Raw genomic sequence first — 20901 nt, forward strand, 5'->3', positions numbered from 1 at the left:
CTGGCTTAACCGTCGAGTAATCGCGCTTGCACGGCTGAGAAACACCAGCCCCCAAGACTCGATCGTGCCGGCAAGGCGTCGGTATCGCGTCACGGAGGGGTTCATGGCACACCAGCCGATCAAGGTGGCATCCGCGGCCATCGAGGTGCAGTGGGATCCGGCCGCCAACCTTGCGCAGTTCGAGGTGCGGATGCGCGAAGCGGCGGACCAGGGCGTCGATCTGCTCGTCCTGCCCGAGCAGGCGTTGCAGGGCTATCTGCCCGACACGCTCTCGCTCGACCTCGACCACGTCGGCTACCAGCAGGAGCACGCCGAGCCGCTCGACGGCCCGTCGGTGCGGCGCATCGTGGCACTCGCATCCGAGCTCGGCCTGCACGTGATCTTCGGCATGACCGAACGCGACACCCGTAGCTCGCACGTGCTGTACAACACCGCCGTCCTGCTCGGGCCAAGCGGCCTGGTCGGCAGCTACCGCAAGGTGCATCAGCCCGGCGACGAGAAGCACGTCTACTGGCCGGGCGACGAGTTTCCGGTGTTCGACACCGAGCTCGGCCGCATCGGGATGCTGATCTGCTACGACAAGTGCTTCCCCGAGACCACGCGGGCGCTCGCGCTGCGCGGCGCGCAGATCCTCGTCATGCCGACCGCCTGGGCCTACCAGGACGCGGCATGCGACCCCGCCACCGACCCGATGGTCGACTACTACACGCTCTTCGGCCGGGTGCGGGCGCTGGAGAACCAGTGCTGGTTCATCGGCGCCAACCTCGTCGGTCCGCTCGGGCGCCTGCGGTACCACGGTCACAGCCGCGTCATCGACCCGCTCGGGCGGATCGTCGCCGACACCGGGCCGCAGGCGGGGCTCGCGATAGCCGAGATCGACGTCGCGGGCGCCATCGCCCGCGCCCGCAGCCGCGACTACATCGCTTACGACTTCCTCAAGGACTACATCCCGATCGACGCGGGCGGCGCGATCAGCCGCTCGGTCGTCCCGACCTCAGCACTCGAAGGCAGGTGGACGGCATGAGCGTGCTCGACATTGCAGGTATCTCGAAGCGGTACACGGAGGACGGCCCGCAGGTCCTCAAGGACGTCAGCTTTCGCGCGGAGAAGAACGAGTTCGTCACGATCGTCGGCCCCTCCGGGTGCGGCAAGTCGACGCTGTTCAACATCGTCGCCGGCCTCCTGCCCCCGAGCCGGGGCGAGGTCCGCCTCGACGGCGAGGTCGTCACCGGCACGACGACGCCGCACATCGGGTACGTGCTGCAGAAGGACCTGCTCTTTCCCTGGCTGACCGTCCTCGACAACGTCGGGCTGGGCCTCGAGATCCAGGGGATGCGACGTCGCGAGGCGCGTGAGCGGGCGCGTTCGATCTTCGCCGCGTACAACCTCGAGGGCTACGAGGACAAGTACCCCTCGGCGCTCTCCGGCGGCATGCGCCAGCGTGCGGCGCTCATGCGGACCCTCGTCACCGACCCCGACGTGATCCTCATGGACGAGGCCTACAAGGCGCTCGACTACCCGCTGAAGATCCAGCTCGAGAGCGAGCTCCTGGAGACCGTGCGAGAGCGGGGAAAGACCGTCGTCTTCGTCACCCACGACATCGAGGAGGCGGTGACCCTGTCCGACCGCGTCTACGTGCTCAAGGCCAGGCCCGGCGAGGTCGTCAACGAGATCCCGATCTCGCTCACGACCGACAGCACGCGGATCGACCAACGCCGGCTCGCATCGGAGTTCAACGACTACTACGAAGCCATCTGGACGAGCATCGGCCGAGCGCCGCTCGCCGCGTGAAAGGAGGAGACATGACCGCACTCGACGTCGCAGACGACCTTGCCGTCGCAGCCCCCTCGACCGCCGCAAGGCGGCGCGCCATGAGCTACCGCACCCTGCTGATCGCCCTGCAGGCCGGCATCGCCGTCGCGCTCGTCGCGGCATGGGAGATCGGTGCGAGCACCGGTGCCGTGAACACCTTCCTGTTCTCCAGCCCGAGCCGCGTCGGCCAGGTGATCGTCGAGCGCTGGCAGAGCGGCGACCTGGTCCTCGACGTCGGCACCACCGCGCTGGAGGTCGCGCTCGGCTTCGTCATCGGCGCTGTCGGCGGCTCGGTGATCGGCCTGCTGCTGTGGTACTCGAAGTTCGTCGCCGACCTCAGCGCCCCCTTCATCGCGGCGATCGGCAGCATCCCGGTGCTCGCCATCGCGCCCATGACGATCATCTGGTTCGGCACCGGTCTCGAGTCCAAGATCGTCATCGTCGCCTTCTCCTGCGTCGTCGTCTCGCTGACGACCTCCTACCGCGGCGCCCGCATGGCAGATCAGGACCTACTCAACCTCGTCCGCTCCTTCGGTGGCAACCGCGGCACGGCCTTCCGCCGGGTCGTCGTACCCGCCTCCATGACCTGGGTCGTGCAGGCGCTGAAGCTCAACGTGGGCTTCGCGATCGTCGGCGCCATCGTCGGGGAGTACATCTCCTCCAACGCTGGCATCGGCCACATGATCCTGCTCGGCAGCTCGAACTTCAGCGTCAACATCGTGCTCGCCGGCCTCGCCCTCGTCATGGTCACGGTGCTCGTCTTCACCCTCATCGTCTCCGGCATCGAACACATCGTCCTTCGTTGGGAAAAGTAAGGAATCACATGAGTCTCCACAGCAACCATCGTCTCGCTGCGCTCGCGGCCAGCGCCCTCGTCCTGGCCGCAGCGGGCTGCAGCTCGCAAGACACCAGCGCGATCGCAGGCTCGGGCTCGGACGAGGTAGTGATCAACCAGGCATTCCAGTCGCTGCTGTATCTGCCGCTGTACGTGGCCGAGGAGCAGGGGTACTTCGAGGACGAGGGCGTCGACGTCACGATCGACACCGGTGGTGGCGGTACCCAGTCGTGGTCCGCGGTGCTCGGCGGCTCGGCCGACTTCTCGATCCAGGACCCGGTGTTCGTCCCAAAGTCGCACGAGCAGGGCGGCGAGGGCGTGGTCGTCGCCGCGGTGCAGAACGCGCCGACCGTCTTCATCATCGGCAAGGACGACACCGACCTGCAGGAGGACCTGTCCTTCCTCGACGGCAAGCGGGTGGTGACGAGCCCCGAGCCGGACACGACCTGGGCGTTCATGACCTACCTCGCGCAGCAGAACGACATCGACGTCGAGATCGTCAACGTCGCGATCGGCAACGAGCTGGCGGCCGTCGAGTCAGGGCAGGCGGACTACGCGCTCGCCGTCGACCCGCAGGTCGCGCAGGGTGAGGCGATCGGGCTGACGAGCGTGTACTCGTTCTCGGCCAACGAGGACTGGTCACCCTTCGCCTTCTCGAGCCTCACCACGACGCAGGCGTACATCGACGAGAACCCGGAGGCGGCGCAGGGTGTCGTGACAGCGTTCGAGCGCGCGAGCCGCTCCATCTACGCCGACCCCGAGCGGGCGATCGAGATCGCCCAGCAGTACTTCAGCGACCTCGACGAGGACGTGATCGCGACCTCCGTCAACCGCGAGATCGAGGCGAGGGGCTACCCCGAGACGGTGCTCGTCACGCCCGAGTCCTGGGACAACAACCTGGAGATCGCCCTGTACGCGGACAACGTCGAGGCCTACCCCTCGGACGCGACGAGCTACGAGACGAACGTGAACACCGAGCTCGCCGAGCAGGCGGCCGTCGAGGCCGACGAAGCCGGGACGGAATGAGCATCGGGTGCCGGCACGGCGAGCCCGTGCCGGCACCCGCCTGCCAGGAAGGGTGTAGACGATGGATGCACAGCAGGTAAGAGGACTGTTGCGTGAGCACGGCGTGCACCTCGACGGCGGCGACGCCGAGACGGCGACGGTCGTGCTGGCGCAGGACTGGCTCGCGCGAGCCGCCCGGGTGCGCGCCGTGGCGGAGCGCGTGATCCCGGCCGGCGAGCCGCCGATCACCGTCGTGCAGGGCGAGGACCGCTGATGCGGGGGCTGCTCGACCTGTCCGTCGCCGAGGTCGCCGCGGGGCTGCGCCGACGCGAGTACAGCGTCGTCGACGTGGTGTCGGCCTCCCTCACGCGGATCGAGGAGACCACCGAGCTGGCGGCGTACGTAGACGTCTACGCCGATCGCGCGCTGAAGATCGCGCAGGCGCACCAGACGTTGCTCGGCAACGGGATCGACCTCGGCCCGCTGCACGGCGTGCCGATCGCGGTGAAGGACAACGTCGACGTCGAGGGCACGCTGACTGCGGCGGGCAGCCGCATCCTGCAGGGCAACTTCTCGGAGGAGGACGCGACGGTGGTGGCACGCCTGCGTAAGCAGGGCGCCATCATCGTCGGGACGACGAACCTGCACGAGTTCGCCTGGGGTGGCACGACCGACAACCCGCACTTCGGCAGGACCCGCAATCCCTGGGACCTGAGCCGGAGCCCCGCGGGTTCGAGCGGCGGCTCGGGTGCGGCAGTCGCGGCACGCACTGTGTTCGCGGCGCTCGGCACCGACACCGGTGGTTCGGTGCGGCTGCCGGCCTCGATGAACGGCGTCACGGGCATCCGACCGGGCATCGGCCGGGTCAGCAACGCCGGCGTCTACCCGCTGGCCTGGTCGCTCGACACCGTCGGGCCGCTGGCGGGCAGCGCACAGGACTGCGCCGTGCTGCTGGACGCCATGAGTGGGCGCGACGCCCGCGACCCGCAGTCCTACGGCCACCCGACCAACAGCCTGGCCGCGATGGAGGACCGCGGGCTGCGGGGCGCGCGGATCGGCGTCATCTCCGGCGTCAGCCGGGTCCAGCTGCAGCCCGCCGTGCTCGACGCCTTCGACAGCACCCTCGCGCTGCTGGAACGGCTCGGGGCGAGCGTGCGCGAGATCGAGATCCTCGACCTGGAAGCCGTCGTCGACGCTCTGGTCATCGTCGACGCCGTCGAGCCGAGCGCCCACCACGCGCCCTGGCTGCGAAGCCGCCCGGGCGACTACGGCGCCGACGTCCGCGCCAACCTCGAAGCCGGGCTCGTCATCCCGGCGGTCGACTACGTACAGGCGCAGCGGTACCGCGCCCACGTGCGACGGCAGTTCTCGGACGCGTTCGACCAGGTCGACGTGCTGCTCACCCCGACGTTGCCGTTCACCGCTCCCGGCGTCGGGCAGACGACCATCACCATCGACAGCGCCGAACGCGATGTCCTGACCAGCCTGATGCGCTTCACTGCGCTCGCGAGCGTGCCCGGTCTACCGGCGATGAGCCTGCCCATCGGGTTCGACGCCGACGGCCTGCCCATCGGGCTGCAGGTGATCGGCGCGCCCGACGACGAGGCAGGGGTGCTGCGGCTCGGCGCCGCGCTGCAGTCGCAGACCGACTGGCATCAGCGGCGACCGTCGCTCGCCTGACCGTCGCTCGCCCGACCGTCGCCGGCCCGACCGTCGAGGAACGGCCTGCGCTGGAAGTGGTTGACGATGTGGATCTGGTCGGAGCGGTAGTAGCCGGTGGCGATCTCGACCAGCGTGCCGTCGGACCGGTAGGTCTTGCGATGCTGCAGCATCGTCGGATCGCCGACCTCGAGACGCAACAGCTCCGCGACCCCGGCGTCCGCTCGCGCCGCCCCGGTCGTCACGACCGCCTCGCCGAGCTCGTGGCCGAAGGACTCGAGGTAGGCGAAGGTCCCGCCGCCCAGGCTCGGCGAGTCGACGGGAGGGCGCCTCAGCCCCAGGTCCGTGCGCAGGAATGACGACCAGAGCACGAGCGGCTCCGGTCCCATCGTCAACCGCTCCCAGCGGATGACGCGCTCGCCGGGCTCGAGCTCGAGCTGCTCGGCGACGGCCGGCGTCGGGTCGAGCTCGCTCCAGTCGATGAGGCGGTAGAAGACGAGACGTTCGGTCAGGTTCGTCTCGCCGTCCTCACCGATCGCGCGCAGAGAGTTGAGCTGGTGCAGCAGGACGTGCGTGGTTGGCTGGGTGCCCTGCCCCGGGATGCGGCGCAGCAGGTTCTCGTGCACGAGCAGGGCGAGCGCCTCGCGTACGACATTCCGGCCGACTCCGAACTGTGCCTCCAGCTCGTCCTCGGCGGGCAGGGAACGCCCCCAGGTACCCGCGATGATCTTCGCGCGGATGACGTCACGGACGAGGCGGGCGCGGTGGTGTCGACGATCGAGGTAGCTCGTCACGGTGGATCCCTGGCTTGCTGGTGGAGGTGTGCGACGCGGGCCCAGCAACGCGGGTCGCGGCGCCGAGGCGCCGCTGCGATAGGCACCATATCGCGGTGCTCCGGTCGGTCGACGTCGTGCGGGTACTCGAAGTGTCCCCAGATTCCCTGAGAATGCGGTGACGACGTCCCCTGGGCCGGGGCGAGAGTGGTCATGCTCGACGTCGATCCCACCTCGCCGCCGGGCACTCCATGACCCGCACCCACGGGAGAAGACCGTGATCGTGAAGACCGCGTCGCCGTCGGCGGCTGGAACAGCACACCTGGTGGCGCTCGACATCGATGGCACGCTCGCCCATGCCGGGCACATCGCCGCAGCGGAAGAGAAACCATCCCCGGGGTGCGCCGGGCCACCCGGCGCACCCCGTCCCATACGGCTCGCAGCGGGGCCTGCCTCCACTCAGATCACAGAGACCTGGCGATATCGTCCGTACGCATTGAGGTGTATCGCATGGAGGCCGCCCACGACAGCAACCGGGATCAAGTAGTAATTGAGGTCTCCGTCGATAATAAAGAAGTCATCGATCTCGTCGGGGTCGTACGTTCGGCGCTCACCCCGCGTGGTCGAGAGATATACCTTCCAGCTGTCGCCGGCGCGAGTCCTCGTTGTCTTCACCTGCACACGGCGGATGCCCGTAACCGTGGAGACGAGTAGATCGTATCTGCTGGGCTCAAGCGGCCACGAGACATCGTTGCCGCACAACATGAACCACGCGGCCGCGAGGGCAGGACCCGCATGATCGAGATGAGCGAGCGTCGGTGCCATTCTGCTGGCGTCCGAAGCCCGACTCGTCGTCGGGAGATGTGTCGTATCCGCGCAGATTCGCGCGGCATGCCCCTTGATCAGGGCGACGCCGGCGTCGCTCTCAACGCCCAGGCGCGTGGCCACTGCGGTCCACGAGTCCGCTTCGGCGACAGCAGCGCGAATTTCGGCGTCGGTCCAACGGCGCTGCCCGACAAAATGCGTGTAGTCCAGACCAAGACGATCTGCCTCAGCACGCACCGATCTCATAGTTCCGGATGAGGATGTGACGAGCCCCAACTCACGCAGCACTCCTCGCCAGCTCTTCGATGTGGCGACAGCGCTCACAAGATGCTCGTCGGTGTAGGTTCGCGCGCCTGCCATGTCGCAACCGTACGGCGCCCCTCTGACAGTGAGACCCGCCTGCACCACATCGAGATCGGACGAACCTACGCCGGAACCTACGTCCTGATCCTGGCCGAAGACCTCAACATCCAGATCATCGACGCCGCCACCGGCGAGATCCTGCGCGAGCTCGTCCTCGACCCCACCCGGATCTACCAGGGCACAGGCCGCCCACCCGGACCAACCCGGAAATGACGAATGGCCTGAACCTACGATCCGTAGGTTCAGGCCATTCCGATGTCCTGCGACATCACACTGTCGGGCTGACAGGATTTGAACCTGCGACCCCCTGACCCCCAGTCAGGTGCGCTACCAAGCTGCGCCACAGCCCGCGGTGTTCCGAGCATGCTCGACACTACCGGTTTTGGCCCCTTGGGGCCGACGGAAATACTACCCCACCTCCGGCCTCGTGCCCGACCACGGGCTGTGCGAACCACCACCCCTGCCGCAGATCACAGGTTGCCGCGCGGGGCGTGGTCGTCGGCGTCGGTCCAGTTGCCGAGAGTAGACGTTGTCTACTGTCAGCAACCTACTCGGCGGGTGTAGTCATTTCCTGATGCGTCCGGGACGAGACCGGTCGTCGGATTGTCCGCACCTCGGTGCAGACCACGCAGATAGGGTTGACGCCGTGCATCACTCACCGGCCGACGGCGTCCGACGCATCGACTACTTTCCCTGGGAGTACGACCCGACGTCCCCGGAGGCCGAGGCGCAGGCGATCCGTCAGGGAGAGCTGGCCGCGCACGGGGCGCAGTTCGGCGACGGCGTCTTCGTCGCCCAGAACGCAGCGGTCTTCTGCGACCGGCTCACCATCGGCGATCGCAGCTACATCGGCGCCCTCGCCTACGTCACGGGCGACCTGACGATCGGCGCGGACTGCTCGATCAACCCCTACGCCGTGGTCCGCGGCGAGATCCGGATGGGAGACGGCGTCCGGATCGGCGCGCACAGCTCGATCCTCGGCTTCAACCACCGGATGGCCAACGACCTGCCGATCCACGAGCAGGGCACCTGGAGCAAGGGCATCACGCTCGGGGACGACGTGTGGATCGGCTCGAACGCCACGATCCTCGATGGGGTCACGGTCGGCGACCACGTCATCATCGGCGCTGCAGCCGTCGTCACGAAGGACGTGCCCGCCTGGGCCGTCGTCGCGGGCAACCCGGCGCGCGTCATCCGCGACCGGCGCGCCGAGCGTGACCACGGCGCGGAGACCGAGGCCACCCGGGAACACGATCTTGCGGCAGAGCTCCAGGCCTTCGCGGCGAGAGCCCGCGAACAGGCCGGCGACCTGCTGGCCCGCTGCTACGAGGACGGCCGGTTCGTCGACCGTCCGTCGGCGTCCGCGGGAGAGCGAGAGCCGGCCATCCGCCCGTGGGCGGACGCCGTCGAGATCGCCGATCTCCTGCTCGGCACCCCACCACCAGGATTCGACGCCGCGGACCTGATCCGGCGGCTAACCGCCCGGCAGGACCCGGCGACCGGGCTCATCCCGGCGGGCGACATCTCCGACCACGGCCTGACGCAACCGCCGACGTCGGACGAGCCGCCGGCCTCCGCGGACGGCAGCGCGAGCTATCACATCCTCAGCGTCGGCTACGCGGTCCGGCTGCTCGGCGGGCGGCTCCCGTATCCCGTCCGCGCGGTGCACGAGCTGAGCGACCGCGAGGTCATCGCCTCTCTCGAAGCGCGCGACTGGGGCGCCCAGGCCTGGGGGAGCGGCGCCGCCGTCGACTCGCTCGCCACCGCGTGCGCGCTCAACATCGCCGACTTCTCCGCGGAGCTCGGCGACAGCGGCGTCGGCCCGCTGTACGGGCTGATGGGCTGGCTGTCCGCCCGGGCGAACCCCGAGACGGGCCTGTGGGGCGCACCGGAGCCCGCGCCCGCGCCGCGCTGGCTGCAGGCCGTGAACGGGTTCTACCGGCTGACCCGCGGCTCGTACGCCCAGCTCGGGCTGCCGCTGCCCTATCCCGAGGCAGCTATCGACACGGTGCTGGAGCACGCGAGCGATCTGCACCTCGGCACGCCGGAGGGATACACCGCCTGCAACGTCCTCGACGTCGTCCATCCCCTGTGGCTGGCCGCCAAGCAGTCCGGGCACCGCCGGACCGAGGGCGCGGCCTGGGCCCAGGGCCAGCTGCGGCAAGCGCTCCGGAACTGGTCGGACGGCGAGGGCTTCGCCTTCGCCCCCCACAGCGCCGGGCCCGACGGCGTCGCCGGGCTCCAGGGCACCGAGATGTGGCTGAGCATCGTCTGGCACCTGGCCGACTACCTCGGCCTCTCCGATGCCCTGGGCTACCGGCCGCGCGGCGTGCACAGCCCGGACCCGCTCGTCCGGCTGGCGCCCGTCGACGCCCCGCGCCGACCCGACGGCGGGCCAAGGTAGCGACGGCCTGGCTCCGAGATCCGGCCCTCGTCCCGGTGCACGGAGGCAGCGACGGCCTAGCTCCGAGCTCCGGCCCTCGTCCCGGTGCACGGAGGCCGTGACGGCCTAGCTCCGGCCCTCGTCCCGGTCGACGGCGGCAGCGGCCGCCGTCGACCCGCGGACGACGAGCCGCGTGGCGAGCTCCTCACGCGGCGCCTCGCGGGGCGGGTCGGCGCTGATCCGCAGCAGCATCCGCAGCGCGGCCGCGCCCATCTCCGCGATGGGCTGGTGCACGGTGGTCAGCGCGGGGCTGACCCACTGCGCCTCCGGCAGGTCGTCGAAGCCGACCACGCTCACGTCGTCGGGGATCCGGAGGCCGAGAGCGGTCGCGGCGTCGTACACACCGAGCGCGATGGTGTCGGAACAGGCGAAGACCGCGGTCGGCACCGGGGTGGCCCGCAGCAGCTCCGTCGCCAGCTCGGCGGCGCCCGCGCGGTTCCAGCCGGTGTGCGCGACCCGGCTGTCCGGCAGCTCGAGGCCGGCCTGCGTGACGGCGGACCGGAACCCGTCGACCCGGGCCTGGCTGTAGAGATGCGTGCGGCGTCCGGCGAGCACGGCGAGGTGCCGGTGGCCGAGCGCGAGGAGGTGCTCCGCCGCCGCCCGCCCGCCGGCCCAGTTCGCGGCCCCCACGCTGGCGACGGTGCTCGGCGGCTGGGTGACGGGGTCGAGCAGCACTATCGGCACGTGGGCGGCGGCCAGCGTCGCGAGCTGTTCGCTCGTGGTGTCGACCAGCGCGAGCACGGCGCCGCGCAGCCGGCGGGCGAGCAGCCGGGTGAGCCAGGCGTCGTCGGGCGGCCGGGCCACGGAGACGACGATGTCGACGCCGGCCCCCTCGGCGGCGCGCTCGACGCCGCTGAGCGCGCGGTTCGCCCAGTTGCCCTCGACGCCGCTGAGCACGAGGTCGACGAACGGGGACCGCCCGCCGCGCGCCGGCGCGTCACGCCCGGACCGGCCGCGGTACCCGAGCTCCGCGACGATCCGCATCACGCGCGCACGGGTCTCGGTGGAGACGTCCGACCGGCCGCTCAGGACCTTCGAGACGGTGGGCACCGTCGTGCCCGCCGCTCTCGCGACGTCCGCCAGCGTGGTCCGGCGTGTGTTCGGCATGCGGGCGACGCTAGCCGGAGCGCCAGAAGTTGCGCAACTATTTGGGCCTTGAACTCTCGCGACCCGTCATGTATCAAAGGGAAGCAACGTCGCAGTTGCCAGTATGTTGCGCAACTCTGGGAGAGCAGGACATGACAACTTCGAAGACGAAGCAAGCGCTGATCGTGCGCGGAGGATGGGACGGACACCAGCCCGTCGAGACCACCGACTCGTTCCTCCCGTTCCTGGGCGAGCACGGGTACGACGTGCGCATCGAGGACGAGACGACCGTCTACACGGACCCCGAGTACATGGCCGGCGTCGACGTCGTCATCCAGACCAACACGATGAACACGATCGCCGGCGACGAGCTGCGCGGGCTCATCGCCGCGGTGCGGGGTGGCGCGGGCCTCGCGGGATGGCACGGCGGCATCGCCGACTCGTACCGGAACAGCTCGGACTACCTGCAGCTGATCGGCGGGCAGTTCGCCACGCACCCCGCGAAGGCGGCGCCCGACGAGCTGGCGGGCGACGCCACCGACAACTTCGTGCGGCACACGATCGACATCGTGCCCGAGCAGGCCGACCACCCGATCGTCGCCGGGATCACCGACTTCGAGCTGACGACCGAGCAGTACTGGGTGCTCTCGGACGACTACAACGACGTGCTCGCGACCACGACGCTCGCCGCGCCCGACTTCCAGCCCTGGCACCGGCCGGTCACGTGCCCGGCGGTCTGGACCCGCCTGTGGGGCGAGGGCCGCGTCTTCGTCGCGACGCCGGGCCACGACCTCGCCACCGTCAGCAACCCGAACGTTCGCACCATCGTCGAGAGGGGCATCCTGTGGGCCAGCCGCTGAGAGTCGGGATCGTCGGTGTCGGGGCGATCTCCGGCCAGTACCTGTCGACGTTCGAGCGGCTGGAGGCAGTCCGGCTCGTCGCGGTCGCCGACCTCGACGCGGCCCGGGCGGCGTCGGTCGCCGCGGAGCAGGGCGTGCGCGCGCTGACGGTCGACGAGCTGATCACGGACGACGAGGTCGATCTGGTGCTGAACCTGACGATCCCGGCCGCCCACGCCGAGATCGCCCTGCAGGCGATCGCCGCGGGCAAGGCCGTGTACGGCGAGAAGCCGCTCGCGGCCACGCTCGAGGACGCCCGGGCCGTGGTCGAGGCGGGCCGTGCGGCCGGGGTGCGGGTGGGCTGCGCGCCGGACACCGTGCTCGGCACGGGCGTGCAGACGGCGCGGAAGGCGATCGACGACGGCGCGATCGGGGAGCCGATCGCGGCGACCGCGACGATGATGACACCCGGTCACGAGCGCTGGCACCCGAACCCCGACTTCTACTACCAGCCGGGCGGCGGCCCGCTGCTGGACATGGGCCCGTACTACGTGACCGCGCTGGTCACCCTGCTCGGCCCGGTCGCGTCGGTCGTCGGAGCCGCGAGCCACACCCGGGCGACGCGCGTGATCGGGTCCGGTCCGCGGGCGGGGGAGGTCATCCCGGTCGACGTCGACACGCACGTGACGGGGGTGCTGCGGCACGAGTCCGGTGCGTTGTCGACCCTCGTGATGAGCTTCGACTCCGTCGCCACCCGGGCCTCGAACATCGAGGTCCACGGCCGGACGGGATCGCTGGTGGTGCCCGATCCGAACGGGTTCGACGGCGACGTGCGGCTGCACGAGCTGGGCGGGGAGTGGCAGACGCTCGCCCCGAGCGCCGGGTACCGAGACGCGGGGCGCGGGTACGGCGTCGCCGACCTCGCGGTCACCCCGGCGGGGGAGACCGCACGGGCGAACGGCGACGTCGCGTACCACGTGCTCGACATCATGACGGCGCTCCTCGCGGCTGCCGACAGCGGCACGACGGTCACCGTCGAGAGCAGGTGCGACCGGCCGGCGGCCGTCCCGCTGTCGGACGCGCCGCAGTGAGCCCCTGACCCCTGCCAGGGGCTCACTGGCAGGGGTCAGCCGACCCGGGCGAGCCGGAAGGTCTGCGTGGCCGCGCCGGTGCACGGCTGCTGGGTGAGCCGGGTCCCGTTGGCTCCGATTGCCGAGCCGAGCGTCAGGCACGACCCGCTGTGCCGGGCGGTGAAGCTCAGCGCGCCGCTCGTCGCCGTCGGGCGCCACTGCTGGTTGGCGCCGCCCACGTAGGACCAGAGGTGGACGGCGGCCCCGTTGGCGACGGCGCCCGGGCCGCCGTCGACGTCCCAGACCTTGCCGGCGTGCTGGTTGAGCACCTGGTAGTAGCCGTCAGTGGTGGGGGTGAAGCGCCAGCGCTGGTTGGCCTGGCCGGCGTCGCCGCAGGTCCACTGCTGCAGGCCGGTGCCGTCGGTGGTGCCCCAGCCGACGGCGTCGAGGCACTTGCCGCTCGCCGACGAGACGACCTGGTACCAGGAGGCCGGGTCCGGGTCGGCGGGGGTAGTGGTCGACTGCGGGTCCCACGTGTACGTGGCGACGGCCCGGCCGGGCAGGGTGTGGGTGAGGGAGCGGCCCTCGTCGGTGATCGAGAACGTCCGGCTCCCGGACGAGGCGTTCACGACGAACGCGACGCGGGTGCCGTCCGGGTTCTGGAAGACGACGTTCTGGAGCCCGCCGGACGCCTCGCTGGTCGAGCCGATGCGGCGGGCGCCGGCGTCGACGAACTTGCTGAGGTGGCCCAGCACGTAGAACTCCGCGTTGCGGGTGACCGTGCTCCCGGCGATCTCGACGACGCCGTTGCAGCGGGTGGTGCAGTGGCCCTGGTGCGGTCCGCCGTTCTGGTCGAGCGCGAGGTTCCAGTTGATGACCGTCTCGCCGCCGTTGCGCATGTTGCGCACCACGAGGTTCTCCGCGTGCCAGACGAGCGTGTCGCCGAAGGTGTTCGCCGCATTGTCGCTGTCCGTGCCGGAGCACTCGGTGAAGTAGACGCGCTTGCCGGCCGCCACGACCTGGGCCTGCGCCTCAGGGGAGCCGCCGTAGCAGTGGAAGGCGGCGCCGACGACGCGGGAGATGCCCTGGGTGCCGTTGAAGACCTCCAGCGGGTAGTCGGGCCGGTCCCAGTTGTGGTCGTAGGCGAAGATCTGGGTGCCCAGGCCGGCGCTGGTCAGCCGGGCGTCGAGCACCCGGAAGAACTCCGCCTGCTCGGCCGCCGACATGCTCATCGAAGGGTAGCTCGTGGCGAAGAGCGGCTCGTTCTGGACCGTGAGGTCGCTGAGCGTCACACCCTGCTGCGCGTACGCCTGGATCGTCCGGACCAGGTAGTCGGCGTACTCGTCGTAGTTCTCGGCGCGCAGGCTGCCGCCGTTCAGCGAGCCGCCGGTCTTCATCCAGGCCGGCGGGGACCACGGGCTGCCCATGAAGCGGATACCGGGGTTGATCGCTACCGCCTGCCGCAGGACGGGCAGGATCTCCTGCTGGTCACGGGCGATGCTGAACTGACCCTGCGTGTCCTCGTAGGTGTAGAAGCCGCCCGAGTTGAAGTCGGTGCTGCCGAGCGGCTGGCGCAGGTAGTTCAGGCCTATGCCGTCGCCCGCGCGCGAGAACAGCGACCGCAACAGGCTGTCGCGGGTCGCCGCGGGCAGGTCGTTGATGAGCGAGGCCGACGCCTCGGTGACGGAGGCGCCTGCGCCGGTGAAGCGCTGGGCGACCTGGCCCGGGTCCACGCGGATGTCGACCGCCTGCGGGCTGGTGTTGAAGGGCACGTCTCCGCCGTCGGCCAGCTTGCGGCTGCTGTCGGCGGTGGTGACCCAGACGTGGGCACTGGTCGGAGCGGCGGCGGCCGGTCCGGCGGCCGGACCGATCCCGGCGGCGCCAACGGCCAGGATGCTCAGCGTGGCGAGCGACAGCCGGACGGACCCGGTGCGGGTGGTACGCGTCATTGCGACTCCCTCGATGGGTGGGTTTTGCGGCCGAGCGTACCCCTACTTACCAAGTGCTCGGTAGGTAGTGGATACCCGTAGGACGACGCCGGGGGTGCGGGCGGCTGGGCGGACTGCCGTGCGGACCGTCGTGCGGGCCGCGCCGGACGGGTCCGTAGACTCGCTCGGATGACACGTGTAGCCGGGGGACCCAGGGTCCGGCGTCCTCCCGCGGAGCGCCGCGCGGAGATCCTGCGCATCGCCATGGAGACGTTCGCGGAACGCGGCTACCAGAGCGCGTCGTTGGCCGAGATCGCGGACCGGGTCGGGCTGACCCAGGCCGGCGTGCTGCACTACTTCTCGTCCAAGGCGGGCCTGCTCACCGGCGTGCTCGACCTGCGGGACTCGACGGACATCGAGGAGCTCGGCAGCGAGCGACCCCGCGGCCTGGCATTCCTGCGCCACCTGGTCGAGACGACACGGCGCAACACCGGGCGCGAGGGGATCGTGCGGCTCTACACCGTGCTCGCGGCGGAGAGCGTGACCGCGAAACACCCCGCGCAGGACTGGTTCCGCGACCGCTACCAAGGGCTGCGCGTCCTCGTCGTCGAGGCGCTCGACGAAGCACAGGCCGCGGGGGAGGTGGCGGCGGACGTCGACACCGGGACGACCGCCCGGGTGATCATCGCGACCATGGACGGCCTGCAGCTCCAGTGGCTGCTGGAGCCCGGCTCGGTCGACATGGCTGCGGCCACCGAGGTAGCGATCGTGCGGCTGATCGGCCGCGACCTGCCGCCGGCGGCTACGCACTGACCTGAGTCGGGCGGGGCTGGGTCGTGTCGGGCGGGGCTGGGTCGAGTCGGGCGGGGCTGAGCTGAGTCGGGCGGGGCTGGGTCGAACCCGGCGTGGGTGGGTCGAGTCGGGCGTGGCTGGGTCAAGCCCGGCGTGGCTGGGCCAAGCCCGGCGTGGCTGGGCCAAGAGCTGGGCCCGGGCCCGGGTCGGGGTCGGGGTCCGGTCCGGCGTCCGGTCCGGATCCGGGTTCCTCAGGCGGCCCCCTCGTCGGGCAGCGTCGTCAGGACGGTCAGCGGCACGTGCGTCTCCCCCGACCGGGGTTCGAGGCCGACCAGCACGAGCGCGTCCTGCCCGTCGGGGCTGGTCCAGCCTTGTGCCCACGCGTCGTCCACCGTCGGCTGCTCCGGCATCGCGTCCCACCCACGGACGCCCACGAGCTCGCTCTGGTAGGCGTCACGCACCTCCGCCACGTCGACGTCGGCGTCCAGGACGAGCGGGAGGTTACGCAGCCGCTCCTCGTCGACCTCCTCGACGAGCGCGTCGTAGACGGGTCCCCAGGCGCGCAGGTCACGGGCCGCCACGTCGTCCCCGAACGCGTACTCGTCCGGGGCCTCCACGCCCGCCGGCCTGGCGGGGACGGCACCCGACGGCGGCGGCGTCGAGCAGGCAGTCACGAGTCCGACGACGAGGCCGGCGGTCACGAGCCAGGCGGCGCGGCGCACACCCGGGTGGGCCGGGCGTGCCGGGCGCGCCAGGTGGGCCGGGTCGGCCGGGTGTGGTGTGTTCGCGGGGTGGGCCGGGTGTGGTGTGTCCGCCGGGTGGGCCGGGTGTGGTGTGCGTGCTGGTTGTGCCGGGCGGAGCCGCGTCGGGAGGAGTCGGCGAGACGTCATCGGACCAGCGTGCCGGGTCGGGATGAACACGAGGTTGCCTCGAACCGCAGGTTGATCGCGCGCCCCTTCGCCGAACCGAAACGACACGCCGGCGCACCGCGAGAATTCGGCGTGTCGCTTCGGTTCGGCGAACTGGTGGACCCGCAGGTTGCGGTTCGGCGGGCTGGCGGACCACGAATTTGCGGTTCGGCGGGCTGGCGGACCACGAACTTGCGGTTCGGCGGGCTGGCGGACGACGAACTTGCGGTTCGGCGGGCTGGTGGACCACGAACTTGCGGTTCGGCGGGCTGGCGGACGACGAACCTGCGGTTCGGCGGGCCGGCGGACCACCAACCTGCGGTTAGGCGGGTCAGCGGACAAGCAGGTTGCGGTTCGGCCGGATCGGCGGACGGGGCAGACCCGCGGTCGCAGGCCGCGGACTAGAACCCCGAGTTACCGCCCAGGCGGTTGAGGACGAAGCCCATGTCGTTGAGCAGCCCCGCCGTTCCCGAGCCTGACACAGTCGTGTTCGCGAACGTCGCGCTCCCCGCCGCGTGGAGCTCGATGCCGTAGGTGCCCGAGCCGGTGACGGCGACCCGGTCGAAGCTGACCTGCTGGATCGACTTCTGCCACGACATGAGGACGCCCGCGTAGGTGCTGTCCTCGATGGTGATGTCGCGCACCACTATGGGCGCGTCGATGGCGTGCACGTCGGCGTAGATCCACAGCGCGCCGAGCTCGGCCGGCCAGTTGGGCTCGCGGCTGCCGGTCCGGGTGAGCGTGTTGCGCTGCACCGTCGTCGTGCCAGTGAACGGCACCCCGAACCGGGTGCTGATTGCGATCCCGGCCGCAGCGTTGACGGTGTCGGCCACGAGGTTGTCCTCGACGCGGTTGCCCCCTCCGCCGCCGTACACCGCCAGGCCGTTGGCCAGCGCCGGCGCCTGGACCGTGTTGAACGAGAACACGCTGCCGCTCACGGCGGCGCCGTCCGACCACATCGCCAGCGAGTCGTCGCCGGTGTTCCGGAACGTCGACTGGGTCACCTGCGTGTTGGTCACGCCCGAACGGAGGTTCACGCCGTCGGCGTACGTGTCGCGGACGCGCAGGCCGACCGCGAGCACGTCCCGGGAGCCCGGCCGCACCCAGAGCCCCACCTTGGTGTGCTGCATCCAGATGTTCTGCAGCAGCGTCTCGCCCGTGAAGTCGCCCTCGATCGCGGCCTGACCGTTCGCATCGTCGCGCACGGTGGCCGATCCGAGGATCGCGACGTCGGCGATGGTGACGCCGCCGCCGGTCGCGTAGAAGCCGCCGGCCCGGCCGGTGCCCGCGACGACCGAGTGCCACGGGCCCGCGCCGAAGATCGCCACGCCCGACACCTGGATCGCGTTGTTCACGTGGAAGGTGCCCGCGGGGATCCAGACCGGCACGCCTGCCGCGCGGGCGGCGGCCACTGCCGCCGTGATGGCCGCCGTGTCGTCACCACCCCCAGGGGTGGCGCCGTGCGCCGTGATCGACACCGCGCCGGCGGGCGCGGTGAGTGCGGGCGCAATCCGCTCGGCCTCGACGAGGTCGACGTCGATGTGCGAGACGGCGCCGGAGTCCTTCTGCAGCGTGATCACCGTCCCCGCCGGCTGCTCGGGGATGTCGAACCGCAGCTCGTCGTAGAACCGGTGGGCGGCGCCGAGCGTCGGGTCGTTGTAGAACGGGTACGCCCCGTAGACCCAGCTGTGGGCCGAGCTCAGCGTGACGTCCTTCAGCTTCGCGCCGTCGGCGTAGACCGCGAGGGGCGAGGTCAGGCCGGTGCCGGTCGCGTTGTCGGGGATCGAGTAGCGCACGACGAGCCCGCTCGCGGGGGCGATGAGCGCGACGTTCACGTTCTCGCCGACCGCGTCCAGCCGCACGGCGCTGCGGCCGCTCGACTCCGCCTGCACCGTCCCGTAGGTGCGCGACGGCGCCAGCCTGGTGCCGTTCGTCGTCCCCGCCTCGGCCTCGTACTGCTGGTACGCCGCGGACGCACCACGCGCGGCCAGACCGGTCTCGCCGGCGACCACGAGACTGTCGATCAGCACGTCGGCGCCGGTGCCCGCGGCCCGGACGCCCACCGTGTTGACGCCGGCCCGCACCGGGACGTTCGACGTGACCGTGCGCCATCCGCTGCCCGAGGGGAAGGCCACCTGGCCCGTGACGCGGCCGTTGACCAGCAGGTCGAGCGTGCGCGCCCCGCCGGGAGTGGCAAAGGTGATGGTGGCGGTCGCGGTGCCGGCCGCACCGGCCCGGACCGTACGCAGGAGGCGCGCGCCCGCGCTGGTGAAGCCGCCGACGTAGCCGGCCCCGGTGAAGCCGCCGGTCGAGCTGGCCACGGCGGCGCCGCCGGAGCGGTAGGCGCTCTCGGCCTCGCCCGGCCCCGCGGGCTGCGGGGGCACGTTCGCGGTGACGTCGAGCCGGTCGATGTTCGCGTTGCCGTTGTCGCCGGAGTCGTAGGCGAGTCTGATGTCGTGGTTGCCCGCGGTCAGGGTCGCGGTGTGCGTGACGGCGGCCCACTGGTCCCAGCCCGCGGTCGCGGGCAGGGAGAGCTGGGTGAGCCGGGTGCCGCCGTCGTACAGCGACAGCGTGCGGGCCGAGCCGGTGCCGTTCGCGTAGCGGAAGGTCAGGTCCTTCGAGCCCGCCGCGGTGACCTGCACCTTGAAGGTGGTCGACGCCGAACCGGCGTTGGCGTCGGTGTAGCCCCCGACGAACCCGGCGCCGGAGTACCCGGCGTGCTCGGTCGAGACCGTCGCACCGCCGGCCAGGGTGGCCGACTCCGCCTCGAACGTCGGCCCCGGCCCGTAGTCGGCGCCGCTCGTGCCACCCGAGTCGGTGACGTCCAGGCTGTCGAGGTTCACGTTACCGGAGTCGGCGCTGCCGAACCGGTACGCGACCGAGTGGCTGCCGGTGGACAGCGCGACGACGGCGTTCTGGGTCGCCCAGGTGCTCCAGCTCGCCGTCGGCTGGAGCGTGACCTGCTGGGCGGCGCCGTCCACCAGGAGGGTGAGGGTCTTGGCCGAGCCGGTGCCGTTGGCGTACCGCAGGCCCAGCGTGTGCGGGCCCGACGTCGCCGCAGTCACCGCGAACGTCGTCGTCGCGGTGCCCTTGTTGCCGTCGGTGTAGCCGCCGACGAACCCGGTGCCGGTGTAGCCGGTGTGCTCGGTGGCCACTACCGCGCCACCCGCCAGGGCGGCCTGCTCGGCCTGGTAGCGGGCGGTCGCGGCACCGGCCGGGGCCGCGCTCGCGGCCACGAGGGCGGTGCCGGCGACGGCGACGGCCGCCAGCAGGGCGAGGCTTCTGCGCCAGGCCGGGTACGTGCGGGTGGCTGTGGATGTTCTGCGCGGCATGAGATCTCCTTCGACCGGGATGCGCACCGTTCACCGCGGTCTCGGACCGGCTGGAGCCGGGAAGGTTTAGCGGTAAACTTCGCAAGACGGTACGGGGGTGCCGACCGTCCGGTCAAGGGCGACCTAGGATGCGGCGAGAGCCGGACGCCGACGGGGGAGGATCGCGTGACCGCACGACTCAGCGACATCGCGGACGAGGCCGGCGTCAGCGTGATGACCGTCTCGAACGTCATGAACGGCAAGAGCGCCCGGGTCTCGCCCGCGACGATCGAGCGCGTGCTCGCGATCGCCGCCCGGCTCGGCTATGTGCCCAACATCCCGGCCCGCAGCCTCGCGGCGAACAGCTCGCACATCGTCGGGGCGCTCGTGCCGGTGGGGGAGAACAACAGCCTGCTGGTCAGCCCGCACACCGTCGCCGTCGTCGGGGGCATGGAGACCCATCTGCGCCACCGTGGCTACCACGTGCTGCTGCGGGGGATAGAGAACGAGGACCAGGTGGCCCAGACGATCCGCGGCTGGTCGCTCGACGGGGTGGTCCTCGTCGAGTTCACCGATGCGCAGATCGACCGGCTGAGCATCGGCTCGGTGCCGCTCGTCGCGATCGACAGCTACTCGTCGAACCCGCGGGCGATCGGCGTGCGCAGCGACGACCACCGCGGCGGCCGGCTCGCCGGCGCGCGCCTGGCCGACGCCGGCCACCGGCACGTGCTGTTCGCCGGCCCGCCCTACCAGGGCATGGGCGTTGTCGGGCAGCGCTGGGACGGCTTCCGCGCCGCCTGCCTGGACGCGGGGCTCGACCCGCGCGACATCGTGACCGAGGAGGTGCTCACGACCTTCGAGGACGGCCGCCGCCTCGGCCTCCGGCTGCGCCGCGACCGCCCGGAGGTGACCGCCGTGTTCGCTACCGCCGACCACCTCGCGGTCGGGATCATGGCGGGCATCGCCGAGGCGGGCGGGTCCGTGCCCGGTGACGTGTCGGTCATCGGCTTCGACGACCTCGACTTCGCCGGGTACACCACCCCGGGCCTGACCACCATCGCGCAGAACATGCCGGCGAAGGTCGCCGAGGCGTCGCGGATCATCCTCGACGAGATCGAGCACGGCCAGGGCCCGCGCGCCCCCGTCTCGCTCGACGTGCGCCTCGTCGAGCGCGGATCGGTAGCGCCCCCGGCGCGTGACGTCCGCCAGGCGCAGGCCTGAACCCTGTCAGGCAGCGACAATCGTGTCATGA

The 20901-nt window shown here is 71.1% G+C and carries 17 protein-coding genes and 1 tRNA gene; 11 read left to right on the plus strand and 7 right to left on the minus strand.

From position 1 onward, the window contains the following. Nucleotides 1-103 precede the first annotated feature (103 nt). The 6 genes from C8K30_RS20580 to C8K30_RS20600 all read left to right on the plus strand — a co-directional run bounded on the left by C8K30_RS20580 (nucleotide 104) and on the right by C8K30_RS20600 (nucleotide 5332). Nucleotides 104-1024, plus strand: coding sequence for a carbon-nitrogen hydrolase family protein (locus tag C8K30_RS20580; RefSeq protein WP_108494782.1), 921 nt, complete (start codon nucleotides 104-106; stop codon nucleotides 1022-1024). Beyond that, nucleotides 1021-1791, plus strand: coding sequence for an ABC transporter ATP-binding protein (locus C8K30_RS20585; RefSeq protein ID WP_108494949.1), 771 nt, complete (start codon nucleotides 1021-1023; stop codon nucleotides 1789-1791). Before C8K30_RS20580 ends, C8K30_RS20585 begins: the two co-directional genes overlap by 4 nt. 11 nt (nucleotides 1792-1802) lie before the next feature. Then, the gene (locus C8K30_RS20590) at nucleotides 1803-2627 is read left to right on the plus strand and encodes an ABC transporter permease (protein WP_108494783.1); all 825 of its coding nucleotides are present in this window, start codon (nucleotides 1803-1805) and stop codon (nucleotides 2625-2627) included. A gap of 8 nt (nucleotides 2628-2635) precedes the next feature. Further along, complete coding sequence (locus C8K30_RS20595; protein WP_108494784.1) at nucleotides 2636-3673, plus strand: ABC transporter substrate-binding protein; 1038 nt, start codon at nucleotides 2636-2638, stop codon at nucleotides 3671-3673. A 61-nt stretch (nucleotides 3674-3734) separates the two neighbouring features. Beyond that, on the plus strand, nucleotides 3735-3926 hold the full coding sequence (locus C8K30_RS30420; protein ID WP_146197541.1) for a hypothetical protein: 192 nt from the start codon (nucleotides 3735-3737) through the stop codon (nucleotides 3924-3926). Further along, on the plus strand, nucleotides 3926-5332 hold the full coding sequence (locus C8K30_RS20600) for an amidase (RefSeq protein ID WP_108494785.1): 1407 nt from the start codon (nucleotides 3926-3928) through the stop codon (nucleotides 5330-5332). Before C8K30_RS30420 ends, C8K30_RS20600 begins: the two co-directional genes overlap by 1 nt. On the opposite strand, the gene C8K30_RS20605 is transcribed toward C8K30_RS20600, so the two are convergent. From C8K30_RS20605 to C8K30_RS20620, 3 genes are all read right to left on the minus strand, one after another. Next, nucleotides 5308-6105 carry a GntR family transcriptional regulator gene (locus C8K30_RS20605; protein ID WP_158281075.1) on the minus strand — a complete coding sequence of 266 codons (798 nt, stop codon included), beginning with the start codon at nucleotides 6103-6105 and terminating at the stop codon, nucleotides 5308-5310. The genes C8K30_RS20600 and C8K30_RS20605 overlap by 25 nt on opposite strands. 438 nt (nucleotides 6106-6543) lie before the next feature. After that, the gene (locus C8K30_RS20610; protein WP_146197542.1) at nucleotides 6544-7269 is read right to left on the minus strand and encodes a group I intron-associated PD-(D/E)XK endonuclease; all 726 of its coding nucleotides are present in this window, start codon (nucleotides 7267-7269) and stop codon (nucleotides 6544-6546) included. 279 nt (nucleotides 7270-7548) lie between these two features. Continuing rightward, nucleotides 7549-7622, minus strand: a tRNA-Pro gene (locus C8K30_RS20620). A gap of 296 nt (nucleotides 7623-7918) precedes the next feature. On the opposite strand from C8K30_RS20620, the gene C8K30_RS20625 reads away from it, so the two are divergent. Then, nucleotides 7919-9676 (plus strand): DapH/DapD/GlmU-related protein, encoded by a 1758-nt coding sequence (locus C8K30_RS20625; protein ID WP_233257316.1) that lies wholly within the window; start codon nucleotides 7919-7921, stop codon nucleotides 9674-9676. Between the two features lie 105 nt (nucleotides 9677-9781). Here C8K30_RS20625 and C8K30_RS20630 read toward each other — a convergent pair whose 3' ends face one another. Continuing rightward, nucleotides 9782-10822, minus strand: coding sequence for a LacI family DNA-binding transcriptional regulator (locus tag C8K30_RS20630; RefSeq protein ID WP_108494789.1), 1041 nt, complete (start codon nucleotides 10820-10822; stop codon nucleotides 9782-9784). Nucleotides 10823-10953: 131 nt separating this feature from the next. On the opposite strand from C8K30_RS20630, the gene C8K30_RS20635 reads away from it, so the two are divergent. Both C8K30_RS20635 and C8K30_RS20640 read left to right on the plus strand, forming a co-directional pair. Then, nucleotides 10954-11661, plus strand: a complete 708-nt coding sequence (locus tag C8K30_RS20635; RefSeq protein ID WP_108494790.1) for a ThuA domain-containing protein — start codon at nucleotides 10954-10956, stop codon at nucleotides 11659-11661. Then, nucleotides 11646-12731, plus strand: a complete 1086-nt coding sequence (locus C8K30_RS20640) for a Gfo/Idh/MocA family protein (RefSeq protein ID WP_108494791.1) — start codon at nucleotides 11646-11648, stop codon at nucleotides 12729-12731. The genes C8K30_RS20635 and C8K30_RS20640 overlap by 16 nt, the downstream gene beginning before the upstream one ends. A gap of 35 nt (nucleotides 12732-12766) precedes the next feature. Here C8K30_RS20640 and C8K30_RS20645 read toward each other — a convergent pair whose 3' ends face one another. Beyond that, nucleotides 12767-14659, minus strand: coding sequence for an RICIN domain-containing protein (locus tag C8K30_RS20645; RefSeq protein ID WP_108494792.1), 1893 nt, complete (start codon nucleotides 14657-14659; stop codon nucleotides 12767-12769). A 168-nt stretch (nucleotides 14660-14827) separates the two neighbouring features. On the opposite strand from C8K30_RS20645, the gene C8K30_RS20650 reads away from it, so the two are divergent. After that, complete coding sequence (locus C8K30_RS20650; RefSeq protein WP_108494793.1) at nucleotides 14828-15451, plus strand: TetR/AcrR family transcriptional regulator; 624 nt, start codon at nucleotides 14828-14830, stop codon at nucleotides 15449-15451. A gap of 230 nt (nucleotides 15452-15681) precedes the next feature. Here C8K30_RS20650 and C8K30_RS30425 read toward each other — a convergent pair whose 3' ends face one another. Then, entirely contained in the window at nucleotides 15682-16320 is a 639-nt protein-coding gene (locus C8K30_RS30425) for a hypothetical protein (RefSeq protein ID WP_146197543.1), read from the minus strand. Nucleotides 16321-16739: 419 nt separating this feature from the next. Next, complete coding sequence (locus C8K30_RS20660) at nucleotides 16740-19670, minus strand: CBM35 domain-containing protein (protein WP_108494795.1); 2931 nt, start codon at nucleotides 19668-19670, stop codon at nucleotides 16740-16742. Between the two features lie 165 nt (nucleotides 19671-19835). Here C8K30_RS20660 and C8K30_RS20665 point away from each other — a divergent pair, with 165 nt between their 5' ends. After that, a complete protein-coding gene (locus C8K30_RS20665) occupies nucleotides 19836-20870 on the plus strand; it encodes a LacI family DNA-binding transcriptional regulator (RefSeq protein ID WP_108494796.1) in 1035 nt (344 codons plus the stop codon). Nucleotides 20871-20901 lie beyond the last annotated feature (31 nt).

The organism is Promicromonospora sp. AC04 (assembly GCF_003058225.1).
Taxonomy (GTDB): Bacteria; Actinomycetota; Actinomycetes; order Actinomycetales; family Cellulomonadaceae; genus Promicromonospora.

Coding starts and splice junctions, on each gene's coding strand:
- C8K30_RS20580 (WP_108494782.1), top strand. CDS start 104: ATGGCACACCAGCCGATCAAGGTGGCATCCGCGGCCATCGAGGTGCAG.
- C8K30_RS20585 (WP_108494949.1), top strand. CDS start 1,021: ATGAGCGTGCTCGACATTGCAGGTATCTCGAAGCGGTACACGGAGGAC.
- C8K30_RS20590 (WP_108494783.1), top strand. CDS start 1,803: ATGACCGCACTCGACGTCGCAGACGACCTTGCCGTCGCAGCCCCCTCG.
- C8K30_RS20595 (WP_108494784.1), top strand. CDS start 2,636: ATGAGTCTCCACAGCAACCATCGTCTCGCTGCGCTCGCGGCCAGCGCC.
- C8K30_RS30420 (WP_146197541.1), top strand. CDS start 3,735: ATGGATGCACAGCAGGTAAGAGGACTGTTGCGTGAGCACGGCGTGCAC.
- C8K30_RS20600 (WP_108494785.1), top strand. CDS start 3,926: ATGCGGGGGCTGCTCGACCTGTCCGTCGCCGAGGTCGCCGCGGGGCTG.
- C8K30_RS20610 (WP_146197542.1), bottom strand. CDS start 7,269: ATGGCAGGCGCGCGAACCTACACCGACGAGCATCTTGTGAGCGCTGTC.
- C8K30_RS20630 (WP_108494789.1), bottom strand. CDS start 10,822: ATGCCGAACACACGCCGGACCACGCTGGCGGACGTCGCGAGAGCGGCG.
- C8K30_RS20635 (WP_108494790.1), top strand. CDS start 10,954: ATGACAACTTCGAAGACGAAGCAAGCGCTGATCGTGCGCGGAGGATGG.
- C8K30_RS20645 (WP_108494792.1), bottom strand. CDS start 14,659: ATGACGCGTACCACCCGCACCGGGTCCGTCCGGCTGTCGCTCGCCACG.
- C8K30_RS20650 (WP_108494793.1), top strand. CDS start 14,828: ATGACACGTGTAGCCGGGGGACCCAGGGTCCGGCGTCCTCCCGCGGAG.
- C8K30_RS30425 (WP_146197543.1), bottom strand. CDS start 16,320: ATGACGTCTCGCCGACTCCTCCCGACGCGGCTCCGCCCGGCACAACCA.
- C8K30_RS20660 (WP_108494795.1), bottom strand. CDS start 19,670: ATGCCGCGCAGAACATCCACAGCCACCCGCACGTACCCGGCCTGGCGC.